The 21,724-nt window shown below is 53.7% G+C and carries 18 protein-coding genes; 8 read left to right on the forward strand and 10 right to left on the reverse strand.

Annotated features, from left to right (window positions below):
- The 6 genes from CWE14_RS09390 to CWE14_RS09415 all read right to left on the reverse strand — a co-directional run bounded on the left by CWE14_RS09390 (position 1) and on the right by CWE14_RS09415 (position 5,151).
- Positions 1–1,518 carry an SPOR domain-containing protein gene (locus tag CWE14_RS09390; RefSeq protein WP_126799148.1) on the reverse strand — a complete coding sequence of 506 codons (1,518 nt, stop codon included), beginning with the start codon at positions 1,516–1,518 and terminating at the stop codon, positions 1–3.
- Positions 1,508–2,617: a 3-dehydroquinate synthase gene (aroB, locus tag CWE14_RS09395; protein ID WP_126799149.1), complete on the reverse strand. Its 1,110-nt coding sequence runs from the start codon at positions 2,615–2,617 to the stop codon at positions 1,508–1,510. Before aroB ends, CWE14_RS09390 begins: the two co-directional genes overlap by 11 nt.
- 48 nt (positions 2,618–2,665) lie before the next feature.
- Entirely contained in the window at positions 2,666–3,184 is a 519-nt protein-coding gene (aroK, locus tag CWE14_RS09400; RefSeq protein WP_126789443.1) for a shikimate kinase AroK, read from the reverse strand.
- A 106-nt stretch (positions 3,185–3,290) separates the two neighbouring features.
- Positions 3,291–4,079 carry a hypothetical protein gene (locus CWE14_RS09405; RefSeq protein ID WP_126799150.1) on the reverse strand — a complete coding sequence of 263 codons (789 nt, stop codon included), beginning with the start codon at positions 4,077–4,079 and terminating at the stop codon, positions 3,291–3,293.
- Complete coding sequence (locus tag CWE14_RS09410; RefSeq protein WP_126799151.1) at positions 4,076–4,528, reverse strand: hypothetical protein; 453 nt, start codon at positions 4,526–4,528, stop codon at positions 4,076–4,078. The genes CWE14_RS09405 and CWE14_RS09410 overlap by 4 nt, the downstream gene beginning before the upstream one ends.
- A complete protein-coding gene (locus CWE14_RS09415) occupies positions 4,522–5,151 on the reverse strand; it encodes a hypothetical protein (protein ID WP_126799152.1) in 630 nt (209 codons plus the stop codon). The genes CWE14_RS09410 and CWE14_RS09415 overlap by 7 nt, the downstream gene beginning before the upstream one ends.
- 225 nt (positions 5,152–5,376) lie before the next feature.
- Here CWE14_RS09415 and CWE14_RS09420 point away from each other — a divergent pair, with 225 nt between their 5' ends.
- Complete coding sequence (locus CWE14_RS09420) at positions 5,377–7,941, forward strand: penicillin-binding protein 1A (RefSeq protein ID WP_126799153.1); 2,565 nt, start codon at positions 5,377–5,379, stop codon at positions 7,939–7,941.
- A gap of 17 nt (positions 7,942–7,958) precedes the next feature.
- Here CWE14_RS09420 and metL read toward each other — a convergent pair whose 3' ends face one another.
- Positions 7,959–10,397: a bifunctional aspartate kinase/homoserine dehydrogenase II gene (metL, locus tag CWE14_RS09425; RefSeq protein ID WP_126799154.1), complete on the reverse strand. Its 2,439-nt coding sequence runs from the start codon at positions 10,395–10,397 to the stop codon at positions 7,959–7,961.
- A gap of 150 nt (positions 10,398–10,547) precedes the next feature.
- On the opposite strand from metL, the gene metJ reads away from it, so the two are divergent.
- Both metJ and gloA read left to right on the forward strand, forming a co-directional pair.
- A complete protein-coding gene (metJ, locus tag CWE14_RS09430; protein WP_126789449.1) occupies positions 10,548–10,877 on the forward strand; it encodes a met regulon transcriptional regulator MetJ in 330 nt (109 codons plus the stop codon).
- Positions 10,878–10,925: 48 nt separating this feature from the next.
- A complete protein-coding gene (gene gloA / locus CWE14_RS09435) occupies positions 10,926–11,498 on the forward strand; it encodes a lactoylglutathione lyase (RefSeq protein WP_126799155.1) in 573 nt (190 codons plus the stop codon).
- 31 nt (positions 11,499–11,529) lie between these two features.
- On the opposite strand, the gene CWE14_RS09440 is transcribed toward gloA, so the two are convergent.
- Both CWE14_RS09440 and rpmE read right to left on the reverse strand, forming a co-directional pair.
- Positions 11,530–12,774: a malic enzyme-like NAD(P)-binding protein gene (locus CWE14_RS09440; RefSeq protein WP_126799156.1), complete on the reverse strand. Its 1,245-nt coding sequence runs from the start codon at positions 12,772–12,774 to the stop codon at positions 11,530–11,532.
- A gap of 178 nt (positions 12,775–12,952) precedes the next feature.
- Positions 12,953–13,165, reverse strand: coding sequence for a 50S ribosomal protein L31 (gene rpmE, locus CWE14_RS09445; RefSeq protein WP_126789452.1), 213 nt, complete (start codon positions 13,163–13,165; stop codon positions 12,953–12,955).
- 242 nt (positions 13,166–13,407) lie between these two features.
- Between rpmE and CWE14_RS09450 the strand changes: the two genes are divergently transcribed.
- Positions 13,408–15,585, forward strand: a complete 2,178-nt coding sequence (locus tag CWE14_RS09450) for a glycosyltransferase (protein WP_198676571.1) — start codon at positions 13,408–13,410, stop codon at positions 15,583–15,585.
- Here the strand turns inward: CWE14_RS09450 and CWE14_RS09455 are convergent.
- A complete protein-coding gene (locus CWE14_RS09455) occupies positions 15,527–16,237 on the reverse strand; it encodes a TVP38/TMEM64 family protein (protein ID WP_157981807.1) in 711 nt (236 codons plus the stop codon). The two genes, CWE14_RS09450 and CWE14_RS09455, sit on opposite strands and share 59 nt — an antisense overlap.
- Positions 16,238–16,342: 105 nt before the next feature.
- Between CWE14_RS09455 and priA the strand changes: the two genes are divergently transcribed.
- The 4 genes from priA (at position 16,343) to hslV (ending at position 21,701) form a co-directional block, all read left to right on the forward strand.
- Positions 16,343–18,550, forward strand: coding sequence for a primosomal protein N' (gene priA, locus CWE14_RS09460; RefSeq protein WP_126799159.1), 2,208 nt, complete (start codon positions 16,343–16,345; stop codon positions 18,548–18,550).
- A gap of 148 nt (positions 18,551–18,698) precedes the next feature.
- On the forward strand, positions 18,699–20,447 hold the full coding sequence (gene argS, locus CWE14_RS09465) for an arginine--tRNA ligase (RefSeq protein ID WP_126799160.1): 1,749 nt from the start codon (positions 18,699–18,701) through the stop codon (positions 20,445–20,447).
- Between the two features lie 4 nt (positions 20,448–20,451).
- Complete coding sequence (locus tag CWE14_RS09470; RefSeq protein WP_126799161.1) at positions 20,452–21,081, forward strand: SPOR domain-containing protein; 630 nt, start codon at positions 20,452–20,454, stop codon at positions 21,079–21,081.
- A 68-nt stretch (positions 21,082–21,149) separates the two neighbouring features.
- Positions 21,150–21,701, forward strand: coding sequence for an ATP-dependent protease subunit HslV (gene hslV, locus CWE14_RS09475; protein WP_126789458.1), 552 nt, complete (start codon positions 21,150–21,152; stop codon positions 21,699–21,701).
- The last annotated feature ends 23 nt before the right edge of the window (positions 21,702–21,724 follow it).

Consider the following 21,724-nt stretch of genomic DNA (forward strand, 5'->3'; position numbering starts at 1 on the left):
TTAGTTGGTCGCAGCGGCGTTGTCGCCCATCACCGGTGCCAGATCCTGACGCACGCCAGCGATGGACTTCGGCCAGGGCTGCAGTCCTTGCAATTCGCTGTCTTCCTGTTCGCTTTGCTCTGTTACATAGTCGCGTGCAGCCTGTGCCGATGGATAATCACCGACCACCACGAAGTACCAGCTTTCATCGTCGCGCAGGGTTTGGTATATCCGCAGTTGCGGATGACTGAACTCGTTAAGGAACAGCTCTAAGCGAGCCTCGTCACTGAATGCGGCAACCTGCAGTACATAGCGTTGCGCGTTGCGCTGCCATAGCTCCTGGTTATCGTAAGCCGTCTCAGCTTGGTCGCTAGTGTCAGCTGTGGCACTGGCTTCTGCCGTTTGCTCTGCAACTGGTGCTGGCGCAATGGTATCCGGTTGCTCGTTTAACGGAGCGGTAAGTTCCTCCACCGAGGCTTGCGCCTGGCGTTGACTACTGCGTTCACGCAGCCTTGTCATGGCCTGGTCGTAATCCATTGCAACGCCGTCGTCAGCGGGCTCAACCACCACAGGTGGTGTTTCCTGTCCGGCTGACGTGGGCTCCGGTTGGCTTGTGGTTTCGACCTCTGCCTCGACAGGGCGGCTCTCAGGTTCGCGGTCACCGGGCTGTCCTTCGTGCAACATCCAGGCGACGTAGAGCGCCAGTGCAAAAGCAATCACTGTCATCAGCAACAGTAGCTTATTCAGTGCCGAACCTGACTTAGGTGCTTTGGCGGTCCCTTTTTCGCTACTCGTTTGCTCGCCGCGTTTTGCTGACCGGGCTGCTGCTTTCGGTTTAAGCAGCAAGGTTTCTAATGCCTGCTGGATTTCACCAGGGTAACCCTGGGTTTGTTGCAGCACGGCGCTTAGTTTTTCTTCCGGAATTGACTTGGACTGAGTTTCAACCAGCTTACGGGCAAAACTCGCCTGCTCACGCTTGCTAAAAGGTGAAACCTCAATACGTGATGCCGGTTCCTTGCTGCCCAATGAAAGCCCTTTGCTGGCCCGCTTAATCCACTCCGCCGATCCGGCAATAACGACACTGACTCGTTGATCGGGTTTAAATAAATGGCGGCTGGTCGCCAGTTCCTGCAGTTCACTTAAAATAGCCGCGGGTAATGATTCGCCGTTGTCGACGCAAACCACCAAATGCTGGCGGCCTGGTTTCATATTACGTTGCAGTGCTTCGAGGATCCGGTCATCGGTGGAAAAAGCGTCGAGACTGACAAGCTGACGCAAAATTTTGCTGCGCATGGCGTCGGCATTGATCTTGGACGGCTGTGGCAGATAAGCGAGGTTGGCGTAATCTGAGGCCTGCTCAAGAAAAACTTCGAGAATAGTGGACTTGCCAGCGCCCGGCGGGCCGCTCAGGAAAATCAGGCTCTCGCTGAACGCTACATGGTTATGTAGCTGGTCGAGGATAGCCTGTTGGCTGGCCGTTATTTTAGTGGCAATTGCCAACCCTGGCTCTTGAGACTGCTCTGGTGCTTCAATGCGCATGGATCTTTCCGCTATCTGCGTCACGTTGGCGGCTCACCGCCTGACGGATTAATTCTGGGTCAAGCTCTGCGGTGAGAACCGCATGGCCTAAATTTTCGGGTAATACAAAGCGGACTTTGCCTTGCTTCACCTTTTTATCACGCAACATCAGATCTTGCCACTGCTGCCAGGGCATTTCTACGGGAGCGTTCACTGGTAGGTCCGCGGCTTTCAATAGTTTCAGGGTACGTTGGTAATCACTTTCGCTGAGCATGTTGCGTTGGCAGGCTATGTCGGCGGCGATGGCAATACCTGCGGCGACCGCTTCACCATGCAGCCAGCTACCAAAGCCCTGTGCCTTTTCAATTGCATGGCCGAAGGTGTGGCCGAGGTTAAGTAAGGCGCGTTGCCCCTGTTCTTTTTCGTCGGCTGCCACTATCTGCGCTTTAATTGCACAACTGCGGACGATCGCTTGCTCGAGTTTGCCCTCATCGAGGCCAACTAAAGCAGGCATGGTGTTTTCCAGCCAGCTAAAAAAGTCGTGATCGGCCATGACGCCGTACTTGATGACTTCAGCCAGGCCTGCGCTGAGTTCTCGCTGTGGCAAGGTCTGTAAACAGTTGGTATCGATCAAAACCGCTCGCGGTTGGTGAAAGGCACCAATTAGGTTCTTTCCGCGTGGATGGTTAACCGCCGTCTTACCTCCGACCGAGGAATCGACCTGAGCCAGCAAGGTGGTGGGGATCTGAATGAAATCAACGCCACGATGGAAGCTGGCGGCGACAAACCCGGCGAGGTCACCGACTACACCACCGCCTAATGCCAGCACGGTACAGTCACGGGAAAAGCCACTGGAAAGCAGGGCATCCAGTGCCGCTTGCCAGGTTTGCAGGCTTTTCGCCTCTTCGCCATCGGCCATGATAAAGATATCCAGCTGATGGTCGTTGGATAACGCAGCTTTAATCTTTTCCAGGTACAGGGGCGCCACAACCTCATTGGTAATGACGAAGACCTGTTGGTTCAGATAGGGTTTTAAATGCAGAGCCAGGGTCGACAGCAGACCGCTGCCGACCAGTATCGGGTAACTACGCGTGCCAAGTTGCACAGAAAGCTGTTGCATAGACCTACCCTGCTAAGAAAGTTCGCTGACCTAAATCGGAAATGGCGTTTAAAAGCCGAGCTTTTCGATGATCTGAGTGGCTACGACTTTAGCACTTTGATCGTCAGTTTCCACCACTACATCGGCAATTTCTTCGTACAGCGGGTCACGCGTTTCAGCCAGGTCTTCCAGCACTTCGCGAGGATTCTCTGCTTCAGCGATGAGCGGACGGCGTTTGTCCCGTTCGGTGCGGGCGACTTGTTTGTCGATGGTGGTTTTGAGGTACACCACGATGCCGCGTGCCGATAAACGGTTACGGTTTTCTTTACTGACAATCGAACCGCCACCAGTGGCAAGGACAATGCCCATGTGTTCGGTCAATTCTTCAATGACTTTCTCTTCGCGCGTGCGGAAGCCTGCTTCCCCTTCAAGCTCAAACACCCAACTAATATCCGCGCCGGTTCGTTTTTCGATCTCAGCGTCAGAGTCATAGAAGTCAAGGTGGAGCGAGCGTGCGATTTGACGGCCAATGGTGCTTTTACCTGCGCCCATCGGGCCAACTAAGAAAATGTTACGTTTTTCAGCCATATCTTTGTTTACTTCACTTAATAGCTGTTACTTACCAAAAGAAACGAGTGTTTAATTAGCACCCCTGAACTTGCAAAAAAGACACGCGATTATGGCAAAAAGACGGCTAAATGGCAACCGCCACGCGGTGCATTTGTTGGCAGCCAGGATTTTGACTGGTCCATTGAAATTCTAACCAATCGCGGCTTATTCGCTTCAGTTGCCAGCTATTTTCAAGTACTTGATTTAATTGCAAGCGGCGGGTTTGCCCCTGATAGACGACCATAACGTAGTCGCGTTGAGGCCAGTTTGCGGTCACAACTAGCTGCGGCGGTAACGGCGATTGGCAGTCGCTGGGCGTTGATGAATGACCTGCATCATGGTGACTCGCATCATTCAACCAGTCCGTTAACTCGGAAAAAGCGCGCTGATCAGCGGCAATAAACTGGCCTGGCTGCAGCGAGAGGGTAAGCTGAGCGTTTGCTCGACCGCGGCTATCTGCAGCCTGGCTCTTACCAGGCAAGACTAACTGATAGCGCCCCGGGCTGTGTGACGAGGTGGCAAGGCTTGCCATTAACGCTGTTAGCTCTAACAGTCCACCGTTGGCGCTAAGTTGATAATGTTGATCGCGAATCGTTAATGACGGTGAGTCGAGCGCCTGCAAGGCATGCTGCAATGCCGACAGTGACAGTTCAGGCAACGCCATTTGCGACGCTTTATCCGGCAACGCGGTGGGGCGAGCGAACGTGTCCACAGCAATTTGATGCTCTGAATGCTGTGGACCTGGAGCATCGGCGACATAGGCTATCAGCCATGCGATCACGGCCAGCAATGCCACCGCTAGCAAGCGGAGCCTGGGGGCGATCAGGCTCCAGCGATAACCGAGGTGATAAAGACCATGGTTAAGGCTAGTCACGGCCCGTTGACCTCAATCACAATCAGGTAACCGGCACCATGGGAATTGCTGCTCACCAGTTGAGTCGTCCACTGCTGCTGTTGCAGGGTTGTACTAAACATGGCTAACCAGTCGCTGAGCCAGAGTGTGTTGTCCGCTTGCAGCGTTAATTGCCAGTTTGCTGTTGCACCACGGACAAAGTGGATCGTCTTCAGTTCAGCAGCGACCGGAAGCGTGGATAGCGTAAGTAGCCATAATCGCGCATGCGCAGCAAGCGGGTGTTGAGCAAGAGGCTTGGCCACAATGGCAGGAATTTCTCCTGGCCTTACAACGGCGGCAGAGGATGTCTCAGCGCTCAGTCGTGGTCCGACAATAGCCACCATCAATATCAGCATAGCGCCAAGCTGTGCCTGAGCGATGCGAATCTGACGGCGTCGTCGAATTCGTTGCGGCCGGGCTAGGTTCAACACAATGACCCCGAGCCCAACAAAGCACTGAGTGCGATATCACGACTGGCCGTACACAACCACGGACCGCTAACCGAGTCTGCGAACGTTGTATCGCCGCAGTCAGTTGGGGAAGGCGGTGCCCCTGCAAACCTGACTTGCCTGGGGTTGAGGTTAAGTGCGCGATAGAAGTCCTGCAGTTTTTCTTTGTTGGTCAGCATCACCTGATAGCGTTGTTCAGTGTCGTTCGTGATGTCGCTGGTGGTAATTTTCTCTGCGTCCCAGATGAATGTATCCAATGGAGCAAACCCCTGTTGTTCGAGGAGAAAGCCGAGCGTCGAGTCGAGCTCAGCCAGGGGGACATCCTGCGGCAGTGCTAATTCGAGGTGAGTTAGTGCAGAGCAAGGTAAAAATAATGCAATGCTGGCTGAACTTTTAAATTGAGCGACTATCCTAGCAATGTGAGAGAGAGCATATGACTGGGTTAAAGCGAGTAATTCAAACTCGCCTCCCAGTCCTTTTTTTATCTGCGGTCCGTTGTTTGCTTTTTTTGTTTTTATAACCGCGATACTGACATGGTCGTCAGTCCAGACAATACCGAGGCGATTACCTTTACCTGAATGTCGTAAAGCGTGCCAAAGCGCCATGCTACGTATCCTTTTATAAATATAACATCCTTAATTTGACATCCTGTCAGTTGTTCGCTGTGTACACTGGGAGAAGATGGGATTAAGCATAGATGTTCGCGCCGCGAAGTAGAGGGCCAATTCTGTAAGTAATCGCTGAATGGTCGAAATTGGTTAAATTTAACGCGAAAATCAGTATAATGCCGGATTGTTTTGCACCTTACTCTGCGCTAAATGGGGCCTGCCTTGAAGTTTCTTAAATATTTGCTGCTGACGTTGCTGACCCTGATCATTTTTGGCCTGGGTAGCGTGGTCGCGCTTTATTATTATGTGAAGCCTGAATTACCCAGTGTTGAAACCTTGCGCGATGTTCGCTTGCAGATACCGATGCAGGTTTTTACAGCAGATGGCAAGCTGATCTCGCAGTTTGGTGAACAACGGCGTATTCCGCTTACCCTGGACGAAATTCCGCAGCAGTTAAAAGATGCGATTTTAGCCACTGAAGACAGCCGTTTTTACGAGCATTTCGGCGTTGACCCTATTGGTGTTGCGCGTGCGTTTAGCGTGCTGATCACGACGGGCTCTATCCGCGAAGGTGCGAGTACCATTACCATGCAGCTGGCGCGGAATTTCTTTCTGACCCGCGAACGGGCGTGGATGCGCAAGGTGAAAGAAGCCTTTATCGCGATCCATATCGAGCAATTGCTCAGCAAAGACGAAATTCTGGAGTTGTATCTGAACAAGCTGGCGCTGGGGCACCGCGCCTACGGTGTTGGAGCCGCGGCAGAAGTCTATTACGGTCGTTCGCTGGACGAACTTACCCTGGCGGAAATAGCGACTATCTCGGGTTTGCCGAAAGGACCCTCGATTCTCAACCCAATCTCAAATCCACCGGCGTCGGTTGAACGTCGTCGGATCGTGCTGCGTCGGATGCTGGATGAAGGCTATATTAGCGAAGAAGCCTATCAGGTTGCGTATGATGCCCCTGTCACTGCGCGGCTGCACGGCGCCACGATTGAAGTTTCAGCGCCCTACCTGGCTGAAATGGTGCGGCATGAGATGGTAGAGCGTTTTGGCGCCGAGCAGGCTTACACCAGTGGGTATCGGGTTTACACCACCGTAGAGTCAAAGCATCAGCTAGCGGCGGAAAAGGCCGTGCGTGACAACCTGCACGCCTATGATGAGCGGCACGGCTATCGTGGTCCGGTGAACCGTTTGTGGGGCGAGTTTACGGCGAGTGAAGAGGCGGATCAGCAACAGCAGAATTTGATCAACCCTGAGACCATGGCGATTCCGGAAAACCGAGGCGTTGAACCCTGGTCAGCCGAGGAAATCACCGCGTATCTGAGTCGACAACCAATGTATGGCCCTCTGCATCCGGCGGTGGTTACTGAGGTCGGAGAGCAAAGTGCTGTGATCCTGGTTCGCGAAGGGGTGGCAGGCGCCAGTGAAGTTGAACTGGACTGGGCGGCCCTTGATTGGGCAAGGCCTTATATTGATGAGAGCACCCAGGGCGAAGCACCGCAACAAGCCAGTGATATTTTGCGCGCAGGCGATCATATTTGGGTGCGCCGTCCGCAACCAGATGCACCCTATAAGCTGGCACAAATTCCCGGACCGAGCTCGGCGTTGGTCGCTATGCATCCGAATAACGGCGCACTTGCTGCCGTGGTAGGCGGTTACAGTTTCCAAATGAGCCAGTATAACCGGGCTTTGCAGGCTGAACGTCAGGTAGGTTCAACCATAAAGCCGTTTATCTATGCTGCGGCTATCGAAGATGGTTACACCCTGGCCACGATTATGAATGATGCACCTATTACCCAGTGGAACCCGGGATCAGGGTCTGCCTGGCGGCCACGAAATTCACCTGAAGTCTATGACGGCCCGATTCGTCTGCGCAAGGCACTGGCACGCTCAAAGAACGTCGTTTCAGTCCGTCTGATCCGCTCGGTAGGAGTCGACCGTACCGCCGATTTCATGCAGCAGTTTGGGTTTGAAGCAGGGGACATTCCGCGTAACGAATCGCTATCCTTAGGTTCTGCGTCTTTTACTCCGCTTGAGTTAACTCGTGGCTTTGCGGTGTTTGCCAACGGTGGCTATCTGGTGGAACCGCATTTCGTGGCGCGTATTGAAGACGTCAACGGCGAAGTGCTGGAAGTCGCTAATCCGGTCCAGACCTGCGCCGATTGTGTGCTGCAGGATCTCTATGAAAACTGGTGGGAACATGAGCTGCCGCAGGCGCCGCGAGTGCTATCCGAGCAAACTGCCTTTCTGGTGAGTGATGCGCTAACCTCAGCGGTGTGGGGCGGCGGCAGCTGGCCTAATCAAACTGGCTGGAATGGCACCGCATGGCGGGCACAAACGCTGCGTAACCGCAATATTTCCGGTAAAACCGGTACCACCAATGACGTCAATGATGCCTGGTTCGTGGGCTATGGCAGTGGCTTAGTGGTTAGTACCTGGGTCGGTTTCGATAATCTCGAGTATTCGCTTGGGCGGGCGTCGCTGAACCCTAACCTTGGCCGTGACCGGCAGCCGATCGTCGGTTCCGAAGCGGGTGCCACCACCGCTTTACCAGGCTGGATTGATTTTATGCAGGTAGCGATGGAAGACTTCGCTTTTGATCCCTTTGATTTGCCAACTGATATTGTCTCAGTCCGGATTGACGATAAGACTGGTAAGCTGAGCAATCAGTCTGACTACACCAGCTTGTTTGAATATTTCATTTCTGGCACTGAGCCCACTGAGTTCGTGGATGTAGAGGGCAACTCGCCGCGTTTGTTTGAGGATGACGACGACGAGTTGTTCTGAAGCAGCCGTCTTGTCGCTTAGGTAGCGGCAAGACGTGCTAGTAGCTGGTGCAGGTCAGACTGCACGCCGCCTGCTGTGACATGGCGTCCGGCCCCCGGGCCACTGATAACAAGGGGCATTTCCTGATACCAGTCACTGTGTATAACGAAAATGTTCTCACCCGGAATCAAATTGGCGAGCATATCGCCTTCTGCGATGAACTCGATACCAACCCGGGCGTAGCTGCGCTCATTGTCCACCGAGAAACTGGCCATTAAACGGGGCACTTTGCCGTCCTTTTGCGCCTCATCCCATAGCTGCTGCATCGGTGCATCAAGCTCTTCGATACGCTCCCAAAACTCTTCAGGGCTGACATTCTGCAGCTGCCAGGGCAGCAAACTGTTTACTTCGACGTCCTGCCAGTCCAGTTGAGCGCCAATGTCACGAGCCACAATTAATAATTTACGCACGATGTCGTGGCAGGATAAGTCTTCGCGAGGGTCCGGTTCGGTTAAGCCGGTGGTTTTTGCTTCCTGCACCAGCTCGCTGAACTTCACCTTGCCGTCGAACTTTTCGAACAGCCAGCTCATGGTGCCGGAGAATATACCGGCGATACTGCGAATGTGATCACCGGAGCGGATCAGGTCATTGAGCGCATAATTGAGCGGCAACCCGGCACCCACCGTGGTGTTGTAGAGCCATTCGCGTTTGTATTCGTGCTGAATGGTGCGGATTTCCCGGTACAAAGCCTCTTCTGCAGCACCGGCCCGTTTGTTGGCGCCGATAATGTGCATGCCGTTGGCGAAGAAACTTGGATACATCCGGGCCACTTCACGGGCGTCGGTGAGGTCCATCACCACCAACTCATCGTAAGGAGCATTCGGGAGTTCGCGAAGCAGCTCTGTTAATACGTAGGGGCGCGCCAGACGTTCGAAATTGTCCTGCCAATCCTGCAAATCAACGCCGCTGTAGTCAAGCCACAGACGGGTTGAGTTGGCGATGCCCATAATTCGTACATCAACGTTTTCATTCAGGCGGTCGCGCTGCTGGCGGAACATATCCAGCCACTGACTGCCGATATTACCGCGACCCAGCACGAGCACGCCAATGCTCTTACGGAAGTTGAACAGCAGGCTATGGAGTCGGTTCAACAGCCGTTGATCGAGCTTCTGGCCGAGCAGCGCAATTGCGGAGTTCTTGTTGTCGGCGACCAGAAACTTACGTAGCTGCTGCTCTTCGACTTCCCGTTTGAGGACCCTGAACTGTTCGCTTTCTGCGATACGCGCACCGACCAGTGCGACCATGCTGTAGCCCGATACTTCGCGTACGTAATGTTCAGCATCCTGCTCTGTCAGCCACTGCTGAACGTACTCAAGGTGGTTTTGATGAAACGCATAGAATTTCTCTGCGGACTCGGCTTCGGTCCAGCTTACCAGCGGGGTCAGATTCAGCGACTCGAAGTTCTTAATCACATCCTGTCTGGCTACCGGGATGCTATATAAAACCACTTCACTGAGCGAGGTCAGCACTTTGGCTTTAGCCTCGGTAAAGTCGTACTGGCCAATACGGGTCTGCTGATTCTCGACCTTCAGACTCGAACGCACATTGATAATCATGCGTTCGCGATTCACTGGCTGAAAGGTTCTTGGATGCAGAACCGGGCTGCCTAAGCGCGCCAGTTCCTCTGCTTCGGACCAGTCCAGCGACGGCAAGCTCACCACCCGCTCCACTTTACGCGGATCGGCAGAATACACGCCGGCCACGTCTTTCCAGATCGTAACCTGACGCACGTCGATCAGGCTGCCAATCAAGGTGGCTGAATAATCGCTGCCATTGCGACCCAGCAGCAGCGTGCGTCCGCTGCCGGATTCCGCACAGATGAAACCAGTCACAATAAAACGGGTGCCGGCATGAGGGGCAATGCGTTTGAGCAGCGCCTGTCGGCTACTCGCTACATCAATAACCGGCTCAGCGGCATCTGTGGCCGCGAGAAACGTGCGGCTGTCGATGTAATCGGCGCGGGTGCCCTGCTTTTGCAATAACGCTGCAAGCAAGCGCGCGGACCAGAGTTCCCCGTAGGCACAGAGTTCGGCGGTGGGAATGCTCTCGTCGCCAACCAGCCAACGCTGCAGGCGTTGGAAATCGGTGTCAGAGAGGTTGAATACCTCGTCCTGGCTGCGACCTGACAGCAGTTCTTCAATTAATCCCTGCTGATAACTTTTTAGCGCCTGCAACAGAGTCGCCGCATAGTCGGGTTGATGCTGTCTGGCGTCGATTAATGCGAGGATGCGGTTGGTGGTATCACCGGCCGCGGATACCACCACTAGGTCATTGGCCCCGGCGTATTCAGTGACGATACGAGCCACGCGGCGATAACAATATGCATCAGCCAGGCTACTGCCACCAAACTTATGTACCTGAACCTGGTCGGCAATGGCTGCTACACGTTCATCGGTTACCGCTGGGCTTTTGCTCATCTACTGCACTCACATATTACAAATCGAAAGGGATAATAGTAGGCGAAAGGATACCCAAAGCTAAAGTTAAATAGAAGTTTAGATGGCCAGAAGCGTCAAAAAAAGCGATAATTGCGTTGTCATAAGCTTATAACAAAAGAGGTTAAGTCCATGCAATGGAATGGTGAGTACATATATCCTTACGCTGAGCACGGTAAAAAAAGCGAGCAGGTGAAGAAAGTCACGGTTTCCATTCCCACCCGGGTACTCAAAGTTCTTACCGATGAACGCACCCGTCGTCAGGTCAACAATCTGCGCCATGCCACCAACAGTGAACTGCTTTGTGAAGCCTTTTTGCATGCCTTCACCGGCCAGCCGTTGCCCGAGGATGATGATCTGCGCAAAGACAACCCGCATAAAATACCTGCTGACGTGCGCAAGATTTTGGCTGAGCGAGGTATCGAGATTGGTCCGGATGATCTATACGGTGATGACGAGTAGTATACTGATCCGATAGTGACTACGACGATACCGAATAAGGAGACTGCGATGAGTCGGCATTTTGAAACTGCACCCGGCCTATGTGAAGCGCGTGACAGTGAAACCAACGACTACGTGTTTAACCAGACCATGCTAAGGATTAAAGATCCCGAACGTACCCTGGACTTTTACAGCCGGGTTCTCGGCATGACATTGGTGAAGAAGCTGCCGTTTCCTGAAATGAAGTTTACCCTGTATTTCCTAGCCGCCATTCCACAGGATGAACTGAGCAATTGGTCATCGGATGATGCGACGCGACTGGAACAAACCTTCGGCCGCCCGGCCATGCTTGAACTGACCTACAACTGGGGCGATAAAGAGAACGATGAGGTGGCTTACCATAATGGCAATAGTGAGCCGAAAGGCTTTGGTCATATTGGTTTCGCGGTGCCGGAATTAAGCCAGGCCTGCGCCCGTTTTGACGCACTCGGGGTGACGTACGTAAAGCGCCCGGAAGATGGCAAAATGAATAATCTTGCTTTTATTCAGGACCCGGATGGTTACTGGATAGAAATCTTCGCCCCGCATGGTATGCAGGATGGATTAGACGAGCACCTTGGCAGTGACGAGAGCGAAGTCTAGGGCATGCACCGCATGCCCTGGCGTGCGGTGACTAACTTTGCATGTAGTTCGCAGGTAAATCGATGCGGGCGACACCAGAGGCTACGGCCGCTTCGGCGACCGCTTTTGCCACACGGGCGCAAAGCCGCGGATCAATTGGCTTCGGAATGATGTATTCCGGGCCAAATTCAAGCTTCTCCGCGCCTGCCGCTTTAACCACTTCCGCAGACACCGGCTCTTTGGCTAACTGACGAATCGCTTCGACGGCGGCCAGCTTCATCTCATCATTAATAGCACTCGCTCTTACGTCCAGCGCACCGCGGAACATAAACGGGAAACACAGCACGTTGTTGACCTGATTCGGATAGTCCGAGCGGCCAGTTGCCATGATCACATCACTGCGGGTTGCCAGTGCCAGCTCCGGACGGATTTCCGGGTCCGGATTCGAGCAGGCAAAGACCACTGGGTTTTCAGCCATTAAGCGCAGATCCTCAGCGCCAAACAGGTCCGGCCCCGACACACCGACGAAAATATCAGCCCCTTCAATGACTTCCTGCAAAGTACGCTTGTCAGTGTTATTGGCGAATAATTGTTTGTATTGGTTAAGATCGTCGCGGCGAGTATGAATCACGCCTTTCGAGTCGAGCATGTAGATATTTTCACGCTGCGCGCCGCATTTTATCAGCAGTTCCATGCAGGCAATAGCCGCAGCACCGGCGCCCATGCAGACAATTTTCGCATCTTCTAGCGACTTGTTGCGGATCTCCAGCGCGTTAAGCAAACCAGCAGCGGTGACAATGGCGGTGCCGTGTTGGTCGTCATGGAACACCGGAATATCACAGCGTTCAATTAGCGCTTGCTCTATTTCAAAGCACTCTGGCGCTTTAATGTCTTCCAGGTTGATGCCACCAAAGGTATCGGCAATATTAGCCACGGTGTTGATAAAGTCCTGGGTGGTGCGGTGCTTCACTTCGATGTCGATCGAATCAAGTCCGGCAAAACGTTTGAACAACAATGCTTTGCCTTCCATCACTGGCTTAGACGCCAGCGGGCCTAAATTCCCCAGGCCGAGAATGGCGGTTCCATTGCTAATCACCGCTACCATGTTGCCTTTGGCGGTGTAGCGATAAACATCATCCGGGTTCTCGGCAATCGCCCGCACCGGTTCGGCGACCCCGGGGCTGTAGGCCAGGGCTAGATCCTTACTGGTTTCAGCGGGTTTCGTCAGTTCAATGCTAATTTTTCCGGGAACGGGTTTGGCGTGGTAGTCGAGAGCTTGTTGACGAAAATCGGTCATGGAATGCGCCTGCTGTGGTTAAGAATTCAAAGCCCAACAAGAGGTTGGGAGCTAAGTCTATATGGCCTAGTGTAGTCCTTTTGTCTGCCATAACAAATCTTACCTGCATGCTGCGCGGCATAAAACAGAGACAAAAAAAGGTTGCCCGGAGGCAACCTTTTTTCGCTGAAACTCTGGCTTACTTAGACTTAAGCGCACCAAAACGTTTCTTGAAGCGGTCGACGCGTCCACCAGTATCCAGAACTTTCTGCTTACCAGTGTAGAACGGGTGACATTCTGAACATACGTCTACGTGCAAATCTTCGCAACGAGTAGAGCGGGTTTCGAATGCATGGCCACAAGAGCAAGTTACCTTGATGGCTTCGTACTTTGGATGAATACCTTGTTGCATGGGATTACCTCATATAATGGGCCGCATCGCCATCCGTGCTTTCCACGAACACCATGCGCAACTAGCTTGGTTAAAAGAGCGGCGGATTTTACCCTGAGCGGGGCCAATGATCAAGCTTTCCAAAGCGACCGCTAACGTCTAGCCTATACGCCATTGATGTAGCGAAGGAAACTAATCAGTTAATGAACAAAAAAACACCCTTGAGAGTCGTTTATTACGTGGTTTGGAGTCTCATTATACTGATGAGTGCGTTTTGGCTCTATCTCAACCTGATTGACAATGAGGTTCGCTTTGCCCAGGCGGAAGCCATTAGCACCATAGAACACGACACTGCTGACACCGACAGCATCGAATTTGTTGTGGTAGGCGATGTTAAAAGCTCGGTACGCACCTTTGCTGACGAAATTCTGCCGCAGATTAATGCTAGCTCCGCTCAGTTTGTGGTCTCGGCGGGCAATGCTGTTGCAGGTGGCAGTGAGGAGAGTTACCGCCAGGCCTACGAAGTATTTCAAGAGCTGCGTTTGCCTTATGTACTCAGTTTCGGTGAAAACGAAGCCACTGCATTTGGCAGCATGCGTTACTACGACAAACTCGGCCCGCACTTTTTCTCACTGCAGGCTGGCCCGAGCCAGCTTATTTTTCTTGACCTGACCGGCACCACCGGCATGCAGTGGCAGTTACGCTGGCTGGACCAATTACTGAGCCAGAGTGAGAGTCGTTTCCATTTCGTTTTTACTGGTTTGCCGGTACATCGGGTCGTTGAGAAAGGCGATGACGACCATGCGGAGCATTACGCTGAACATAGTATTGATGCACAGTCGTTGTCCACGTTACGACAGTTGTTCCGTGAGCATCAGGTCGATGCGGTATTTTCGGCAAACTTGCCGCTGTATCGGGACTTTACCGATGAGGGGGTGCGCTACGTTACAACTGGTGGAGCGGGTGGCCTTATCCTCGATCAGGAAGACAGCTATCATCACTATGTTCGTGTCCGCTCAGGCCCGCAAGGGCTTGATATCGAGCCGGTTGAAGTCAATGTGGTCGAAGCCAGCTGGCAACGCTCACTGGGCAGTGCCTGGTCGGCACTGTTAACCTTTCTGTATGTCAGTTATATCCGCTTTCTGCTCATTTTAGCGCTGCTGATAGCAATCGGTGTGAAGCTGTATCAGCTGATCTTCGTTGAGCGCAATTACTATCCTGATTTTACCCTCGACACCTCGCCCTATCTGAATCAGCGCAAACGGGTGCTAATGCTGACCAATAATTACTTTCCCTTTGTGTCAGGGGTCACTGTCTCTATTCAGCGTCTGGTCAACGGCCTGCGTAAGCAAGGCCATGCAATTTCAATTATGGCACCGCAGTATGCGCAAAAAAGCAGTCATGACCATGACGTAACCCGGGTCCGGACTCTGTTTGCCTTCGGCAAGAATGCCGATTTCCGTTATGCGAATATCTTATCCCGATCGGCACGGGCGGCGGCACGGCGGTTTAAACCCGATCTTATTCATGTCCATCACCCGTTCGGGCTTGGCCGGCTCGGCCTGTGGGTAGGTAAACGTCTGAAAGTACCGGTTGTTTACACCTACCATACGCGACTGGAGATGTACGCGCATTACGTCCCATTGCCTAGCCGGTTGTTCCGCAATCTGATTTCACACCAACTGGTGAAACACTTTTGTAATCGTTGCGATGGCGTCGTGGTGCCAACCTGGTCAGTTGAAGAGTATCTGCGCATGATCGGCGTGAAGACGCGGATTATGGTGCAGCCCACTGGTATCGACAGCAAGGCCTGCGAGAGCCTGGCGGACGACAAAGTAAAGGCATTACGGACCCGCTACCAGCTGCCGACGGCTGCCAGGGTGCTGGTTAGTGTGTCGCGCCTGGGCGCTGAGAAGAACCTTGAATTTTTATTGCTCGCCTTTGCTGAGCTGGTTAAACAATGCGACGAGCCTGTTTATTTATTGCTGGTAGGCAGCGGCCCTCAGCAAGCTGAACTGGAAGCGCTGGCGGCGGAGTATGCGATCGAGAGCCATGTCATCTTTTGTGGGGCGGTGCCACCGGAGGAAGTGGCGCTGCATTATCGCCTGGCGGATTTATTTGTCTTCGCCTCGAAATCTGAAACTCAGGGCATGGTTATTCTCGAAGCAATGAGCTGTGCCCTGCCGGTGGTGGCTGTGCGTGCGAGCGGCATTGACGATGTAGTCATCAATGGTAAAACGGGCTACAAAGTGCCGGAACGAGTCGACCGCTGGGTCGGCGCAGCGACCATGCTGCTCACCGACCCTGAACATTACAGCGCCTGTGCTGCTGCCGCGCGCGACTATGCCGCTGGGTACGATATCCGTATTTTCGCCGAGAACATCAATCAGTTTTATGCTGAGGTGATGGCGGCGCGCGCCGCTGACGAACATAAAAATTAAGCAGCCAGAGCGCCGCCAGAGCCAGTACACCGGTGCCAAGGGCGACTAACCATTCACGCTTGGACGCAGCAGTGGCCAATTGGGTCAGTTGCGCGCCAAAGACGGTGACTGCAATCAGCCCGGGCACGATGCCGATAGCGGAGCCCAGCATGTAGCGCATAAATGGCATTTTTACTGCACCTGCGAGCAGATTCGTCAGGGTAAATGGCGCGATCGGCAACAGGTTAATGATAATCATGGTGCGCACACTGCGCTGACTCATGTAGCTTGACGCCCGCTTGATTAAGCGGCCTTGCAGCCGGCGTAACGGTGCCTCGCCGACGGCGAGACCGACCCAGTAACACAGCGCAGATGAACTGAGCGTGCCCAGGCTGGCGAACACAGAGCCCCAGAACGGGCCGAACAGCGCTCCCGTCACCACCACCAGAATGGTCAGCGGGAAGAACAGTTGCAGCAATACGACATAGAGTGCAGTCAGATAAATACCGAGCAACCAGTAAGGTTGCTGCTGCCACTGACTTAACCAGTCAGTAAGCTGCGCCTGATCCATCCAGCCATGGTCAATAGCCCAGCGCCAAAGCATGCTAAGTGCAACAATTGTCAGTAATGCCAGCAAAATTTTGTACAATGACTGACGCTTAGCCCCTTGCATAGACTGCTTTCCTGTTTTTATCCTGATCATGCAACAGCATAGCAAAGTGCACGCATCGCAGGAACGCGATAGCATGGATTCCTGTAGTTAACTGAGGATTACGTTGTGACCATTATCCGGATAGCGTTGCCGGTTCCCATGATGCGTTTATTTGATTATCAGATAGATAGCGCATTGCTGGCGGGCGTCAAGCCCGGGGCGCGGGTTAAAGTGCCATTTGCTTCACGCCAGTTAATTGGTTTCGTTGTTGCACTCGACGTAACGCCGGATATCGCGGTGGAGAAACTAAAGGCTGTGACTGCAGTTCTGGAGCAGGAAAGCCTGTTTCCGGCCGCTATGTGGAAACTGCTCCAGTTTGCCGCTAGTTATTATCATCATCCGTTGGGCGAAGTTCTGACCCATGCTGCACCAGCGGCTTTGCGCCAGGGCGAGGCCGCAAACTATCAGACGGTACGCCGTTTTCGCCTCAGCCATGAGGGTGAACAGGCCAGTTTGGATGACTTCAAACGAGCCGCGCAACAACAAAGGCTACTCGCTGCCCTGCGTGAGAGACCGTTAAGCGCGACGGATATTCGTCGCCAGGACTTCAGCGCATCCGCCCTTAAAGCATTACAAAACAAAGGGTTAATAGTGGCGGAAGAGCATGCCCCTGACTTAACCGGCTGGCGCTTCGCTGCTGGAGAGGACGCGCTCACGCTGAACCAGGAACAGGCGGTGGCGGTGGCTGCGCTGACGCAAAGTATTTCCGCCCGGGAAGCTCATGTCTGGCTACTCGAGGGAGTGACCGGTAGCGGGAAAACCGAGGTTTACCTGCAAGCCATGCAAAAGGTGCTTGAACGCGGCCAGCAGATCCTGGTGCTGGTGCCTGAAATTGGCTTGACTCCGCAAACGGTGCGCCGCTTCGAACAGCGTTTTAATGTGCCGGTGGTAGCCCTGCATTCGGGCCTGACCGACAACGAGCGTTTGCAGGGCTGGTTGCAGGCCCGGGATAACGAAGCGGCGATTATTATTGGTACCCGCTCAGCAATTTTCACCCCGTGCAAAGCGCTGGGCATGATCATTCTGGATGAAGAGCATGATAGTTCGTTCAAGCAACAGGATGGCTTTCGCTACAATGCGCGTGATCTGGCGGTTAAGCGGGCCCACGATGCAAAGGTTAATCTGATCCTAGGCAGCGCCACGCCATCGTTGGAAAGCCTGGCCAACGCGCTGGCGGGGAAATATCGTCATTTGCAACTGAAGCAACGGGCGGGGAATGCGCAAATGGCGCGCCATGCCTTGATTGACCTTAAGCAGGAGCGTTTGCAGCATGGTTTGAGTGAAAGCCTGCTGGCGCGAATGGAGCAGCACCTTAAAGCAGGCAATCAGGTGTTGCTGTTTCTGAACCGTCGCGGTTTTGCCAGCGCTTTACTGTGTCACGAATGCGGCTGGGTTGGTGAATGCGCTCGTTGCCAGCGCCCTTTTACCGTGCATCAACAGGCGCATAAATTACAATGCCATCATTGTGGCGCTGAGCGGGCCATTCCACGCCAGTGTCATAGCTGTGGAAGCCCTCAGCTGATTACTCAGGGGTTGGGCACTGAGCAGCTGGAGAGCGCGTTGCAGGAGCGGCTGCCGGACTACCCGGTACTGCGGATTGACCGCGACAGCACACGACGCAAAGGCCAGTTGGCAGCACATCTGGACGCGGCGGCCAGTGGTGAATACCCGATCCTGATTGGCACCCAAATGCTGGCCAAAGGGCACCATTTTCCCGATGTGACTCTGGTGGCCTTACTGGATGTCGATGGCGCCTTATACAGCAATGACTTTCGCGCCGCTGAACGCCTCGGTCAGCTGTATACGCAGGTCGCGGGCCGAGCCGGACGAGCCAGTAAACCGGGTGTGGTGGTGCTGCAAACCCATCATCCGGAACACCCCCTGGTGCAGGAGCTGGTTAATAACGGCTATCATGACTTTGCCCGTAGCGCCTTAAGCGAACGACAGCTGGCGCTGCTTCCGCCCGCCGCGAGTATGGCGCTGATCCGAGCTGAAGCGACGCAAGAAATTGACGCGCAGAATCTGTTGCAGGCTATGTCGCAGGTTTTGCAGGCGGCCATGCAGCAGAAAACACCGCAGGTCCATGTACTGGGGCCGATGCCTGCGCCGATGCCGCGCCGAGCCGGACGTTTTCGCTACCAGTTGCTACTGCATGCCGCACAGCGAAAAGATCTGCATGCGTTATTGCAGCAGGCGCGTGGTACTCTGGAAACATTACCGCAAACACGCAAAGCGCGCTGGTCACTGGATATTGACCCCCAGGACTTTACCTAAGGCAGGCAAAGGTCACCTAAATCCGTGTGCTTAAACGGATTTGATAGCTTTTTTACGTCGCCGCAGGTTTTTTTTAAACAGCGTAGCGATTAAACTAGCGGCCGCTGATTTTTAATCGATTCTACTAATTTTAAGGTTGTAAGCTGCCATGAAACAGCACATTGAAGCCCTCTTACAGGCTGCCGTTGAGACACTGAAAGCTCAAGGCATGCTGGACGCTGACGTCACGCCCCGGATTCAGTTGGACAGGCCGCGTGACAAAAGTCATGGGGACTTCGCCTGTAATCTTGCCCTGACCCTGGCAAAACCTGCGAAAAAGAACCCGCGGGAGCTGGCCCAGGCGATTATCGATGCACTGCCTGAGAACGACGTGCTGGCGCAGTGTGATATTGCAGGCCCGGGCTTTATTAACTTTAAAATTAATCATCAACGAATTATCGACCAGTTAGAGAACGCCTGGCAGGACGAACGTTTAGGCGTGGGCAGTGCCGGCACACAGCAGACTATCGTGATTGACTATTCGTCACCAAACCTGGCGAAGGAAATGCACGTGGGCCATTTGCGCTCAACCATTATTGGTGACGCTGTCTCGCGAACTTTGGAATTACAGGGGCACAACGTTATCCGGCAGAACCACGTCGGTGACTGGGGTACCCAGTTCGGCATGTTACTGGCGCATATGGAAGACGTGCAGAGTGAGTCCAATGACGTGGCGCTGCAGCTGTCAGATCTGGAAACCTTTTACAAAGCATCGAAGAAGCGCTTTGACGCTGAGCCTGAATTCGCTGACCGTGCCCGCGCCTTAGTGGTTAAATTGCAGGGTGGAGATGACTATTGCCTGAGCCTGTGGCGGCAGTTTATCGATATTTCGCTTACCCATTGCCAGCAAGTTTATGACCGGCTTGGAGTGAAGCTGACGCGCGATGATGTTATGGCAGAAAGTGCCTATAACGATCAGCTCCACAATATCGTTGAGGTGCTGCGTGAGAAAGGGCTGCTGGTCGAAGACCAGGGCGCTCAGTGCGTCTTTATGGATGAATTTAAGGGCAAAGAAGACGAGCCGCTGCCAGTGATTGTGCAGAAAAAAGACGGTGGCTTCCTCTATGCGACCACGGATCTGGCCGCGGTGCGTTACCGTGCTCAAACCTTAAAGGCGGATCGCGCCATTTATGTGGTCGATGCGCGCCAGTCGTTGCACTTTAACCAAATTTTTACCTTGTCGCGTAAAGCAGGCTTGGCCAGCGACAGTTTGCAGCTCGAGCACATGGGCTTTGGGATGGTAATGGGCAAGGACGGGCGCCCCTTCAAAAGCCGTGACGGTGGCGTCACCAAGCTGTCAGATTTACTGACCGAAGCAGAACGTCGCGCGCAGGTGTTGATAGCCGCGAAAGGCACAGACCTCAGTGAAAGCGAGCAGGCTGAGGTGGCTTCGGTGGTTGGTATTGCCGCGGTCAAATATGCCGATCTGTCGAAAAACCGGACCAGCGACTACGTGTTCGACTGGGACACCATGATCAGTTTCGAAGGAAACACTGCGCCCTACCTTTTATACGCATTTACCCGGGTCAGCAGCATCTTCCACAAAGCCGGTATGCAACTGAATGATGTGAATGGTGCGATTATTCTGGCGGCCGAGCAGGACACTGCACTAGCTAACAAGCTGGCGCAGTTCCCGGAAATTATTGCCAGCGTTGCCAACAAAGGCATGCCGCATTTCCTTTGTGGCTATCTGTTTGAACTGGCTGGTGCTTTCTCCTCGTTTTATGAAGCTTGCCCGATTCTGAGTAATGAAGACGAAGCGCTTAAAGCGAGCCGTCTTAAGCTGGCTGCGTTAACCGCACGAACCTTGCAACAGGGTCTGCAGTTACTCGGCATTCCAACCTTGAAACGGATGTAATCAGGTGGCTATCGACTACGCCGATAAAAAGCCGAAGGGCAAGCCAAAAGGCAAAAAGCCGGGGCGCAAACCTGCCTCGCGCGGGTCTAGCAAAGCGCGTCAGGCGCAGTTAGCCCGTGCCCGGCAGCGCCGCACTCTGGTCGCCTTTCTGCTATTTATAGCTGCTTTTATCGCGTTTCTAATCTGGCTCCGCAGTAGCGGCGAGCCAAGCGGGCCGGATGCGCCATTCCTGCTGCAGGAAGAGCAGGAAAGTAGTGAGGTCGAAGCCGTTGAGGTGCCAGCACAAAGCACCCTGGAAGACTTACCCCAGGCACCACAAGAGCGCTGGCGTTACATTGAAGAGCTTGAGAATCATGAAGTTGAAGTGATTGTGCCAGAGCGGGCAGAATCGGCGCGGCGCTTAATGCAGTGCGGCTCGTTCCGGCGTGAAAACGATGCGCAAACTCTGCGTGCAAGCATTGCTATGAATGGTTTTGAGTCTCAGGTCAGACGCACTGAAAGTGCAGAGCATGGGATCTGGTTCCGGGTTATTCTGGGCCCGTTTGAGAACTTACGCTCTGCTCAGTCAGTCAATAATCAGCTTCGTCGTGGTGGCATTCATGGCTGCCAGATCTGGTTGTGGAACCTCGATTAACACGCTGCCATTGATTTTTCTGCCGGTCGTCCTCATCTTTTAATCAATGTGAAGAGAGAGGACGGATTATGACAACGATAGTTTCAGTACGCCGCGGCGACAAAGTTGCGATTGGCGGCGACGGCCAGGTTTCCCTCGGTAATACCGTAATGAAAGGCAACGCACGCAAGGTGCGTCGTCTGTACAACGACCAGGTACTGGCCGGATTCGCCGGTGGTACCGCCGACGCTTTTACCCTGTTTGAGCGTTTCGAGGCCAAACTGGAAATGTATCAGGGCCATTTAACCCGCGCTGCGGTTGAGCTTGCGAAAGAATGGCGAACCGACCGAGCGCTGCGCAAGTTAGAAGCATTGCTGGCAGTCGCCGATAAAACCACTTCATTAATTATCACCGGTAACGGCGACGTGGTTCAGCCTGAGGACGATTTGATCGCAATCGGTTCAGGTGGTCCCTATGCCCAGGCATCTGCCCGTGCACTGCTTGAAAACACCGAATTAGCCGCGCCTGAGATTGTGCAGAAGGCCTTGACCATTGCCGGCGACATTTGTGTCTATACTAACCGATTCCAGACCATTGAAGTTCTTGATGCCGAGCCTGCTAAGAACGATCCCACGGCCTAGCCCCACTTGAAGGAGTAGTTTTG

Source organism: Aliidiomarina soli (assembly GCF_003986975.1).
Classification (GTDB): Bacteria; Pseudomonadota; Gammaproteobacteria; order Enterobacterales; family Alteromonadaceae; genus Aliidiomarina; species Aliidiomarina soli.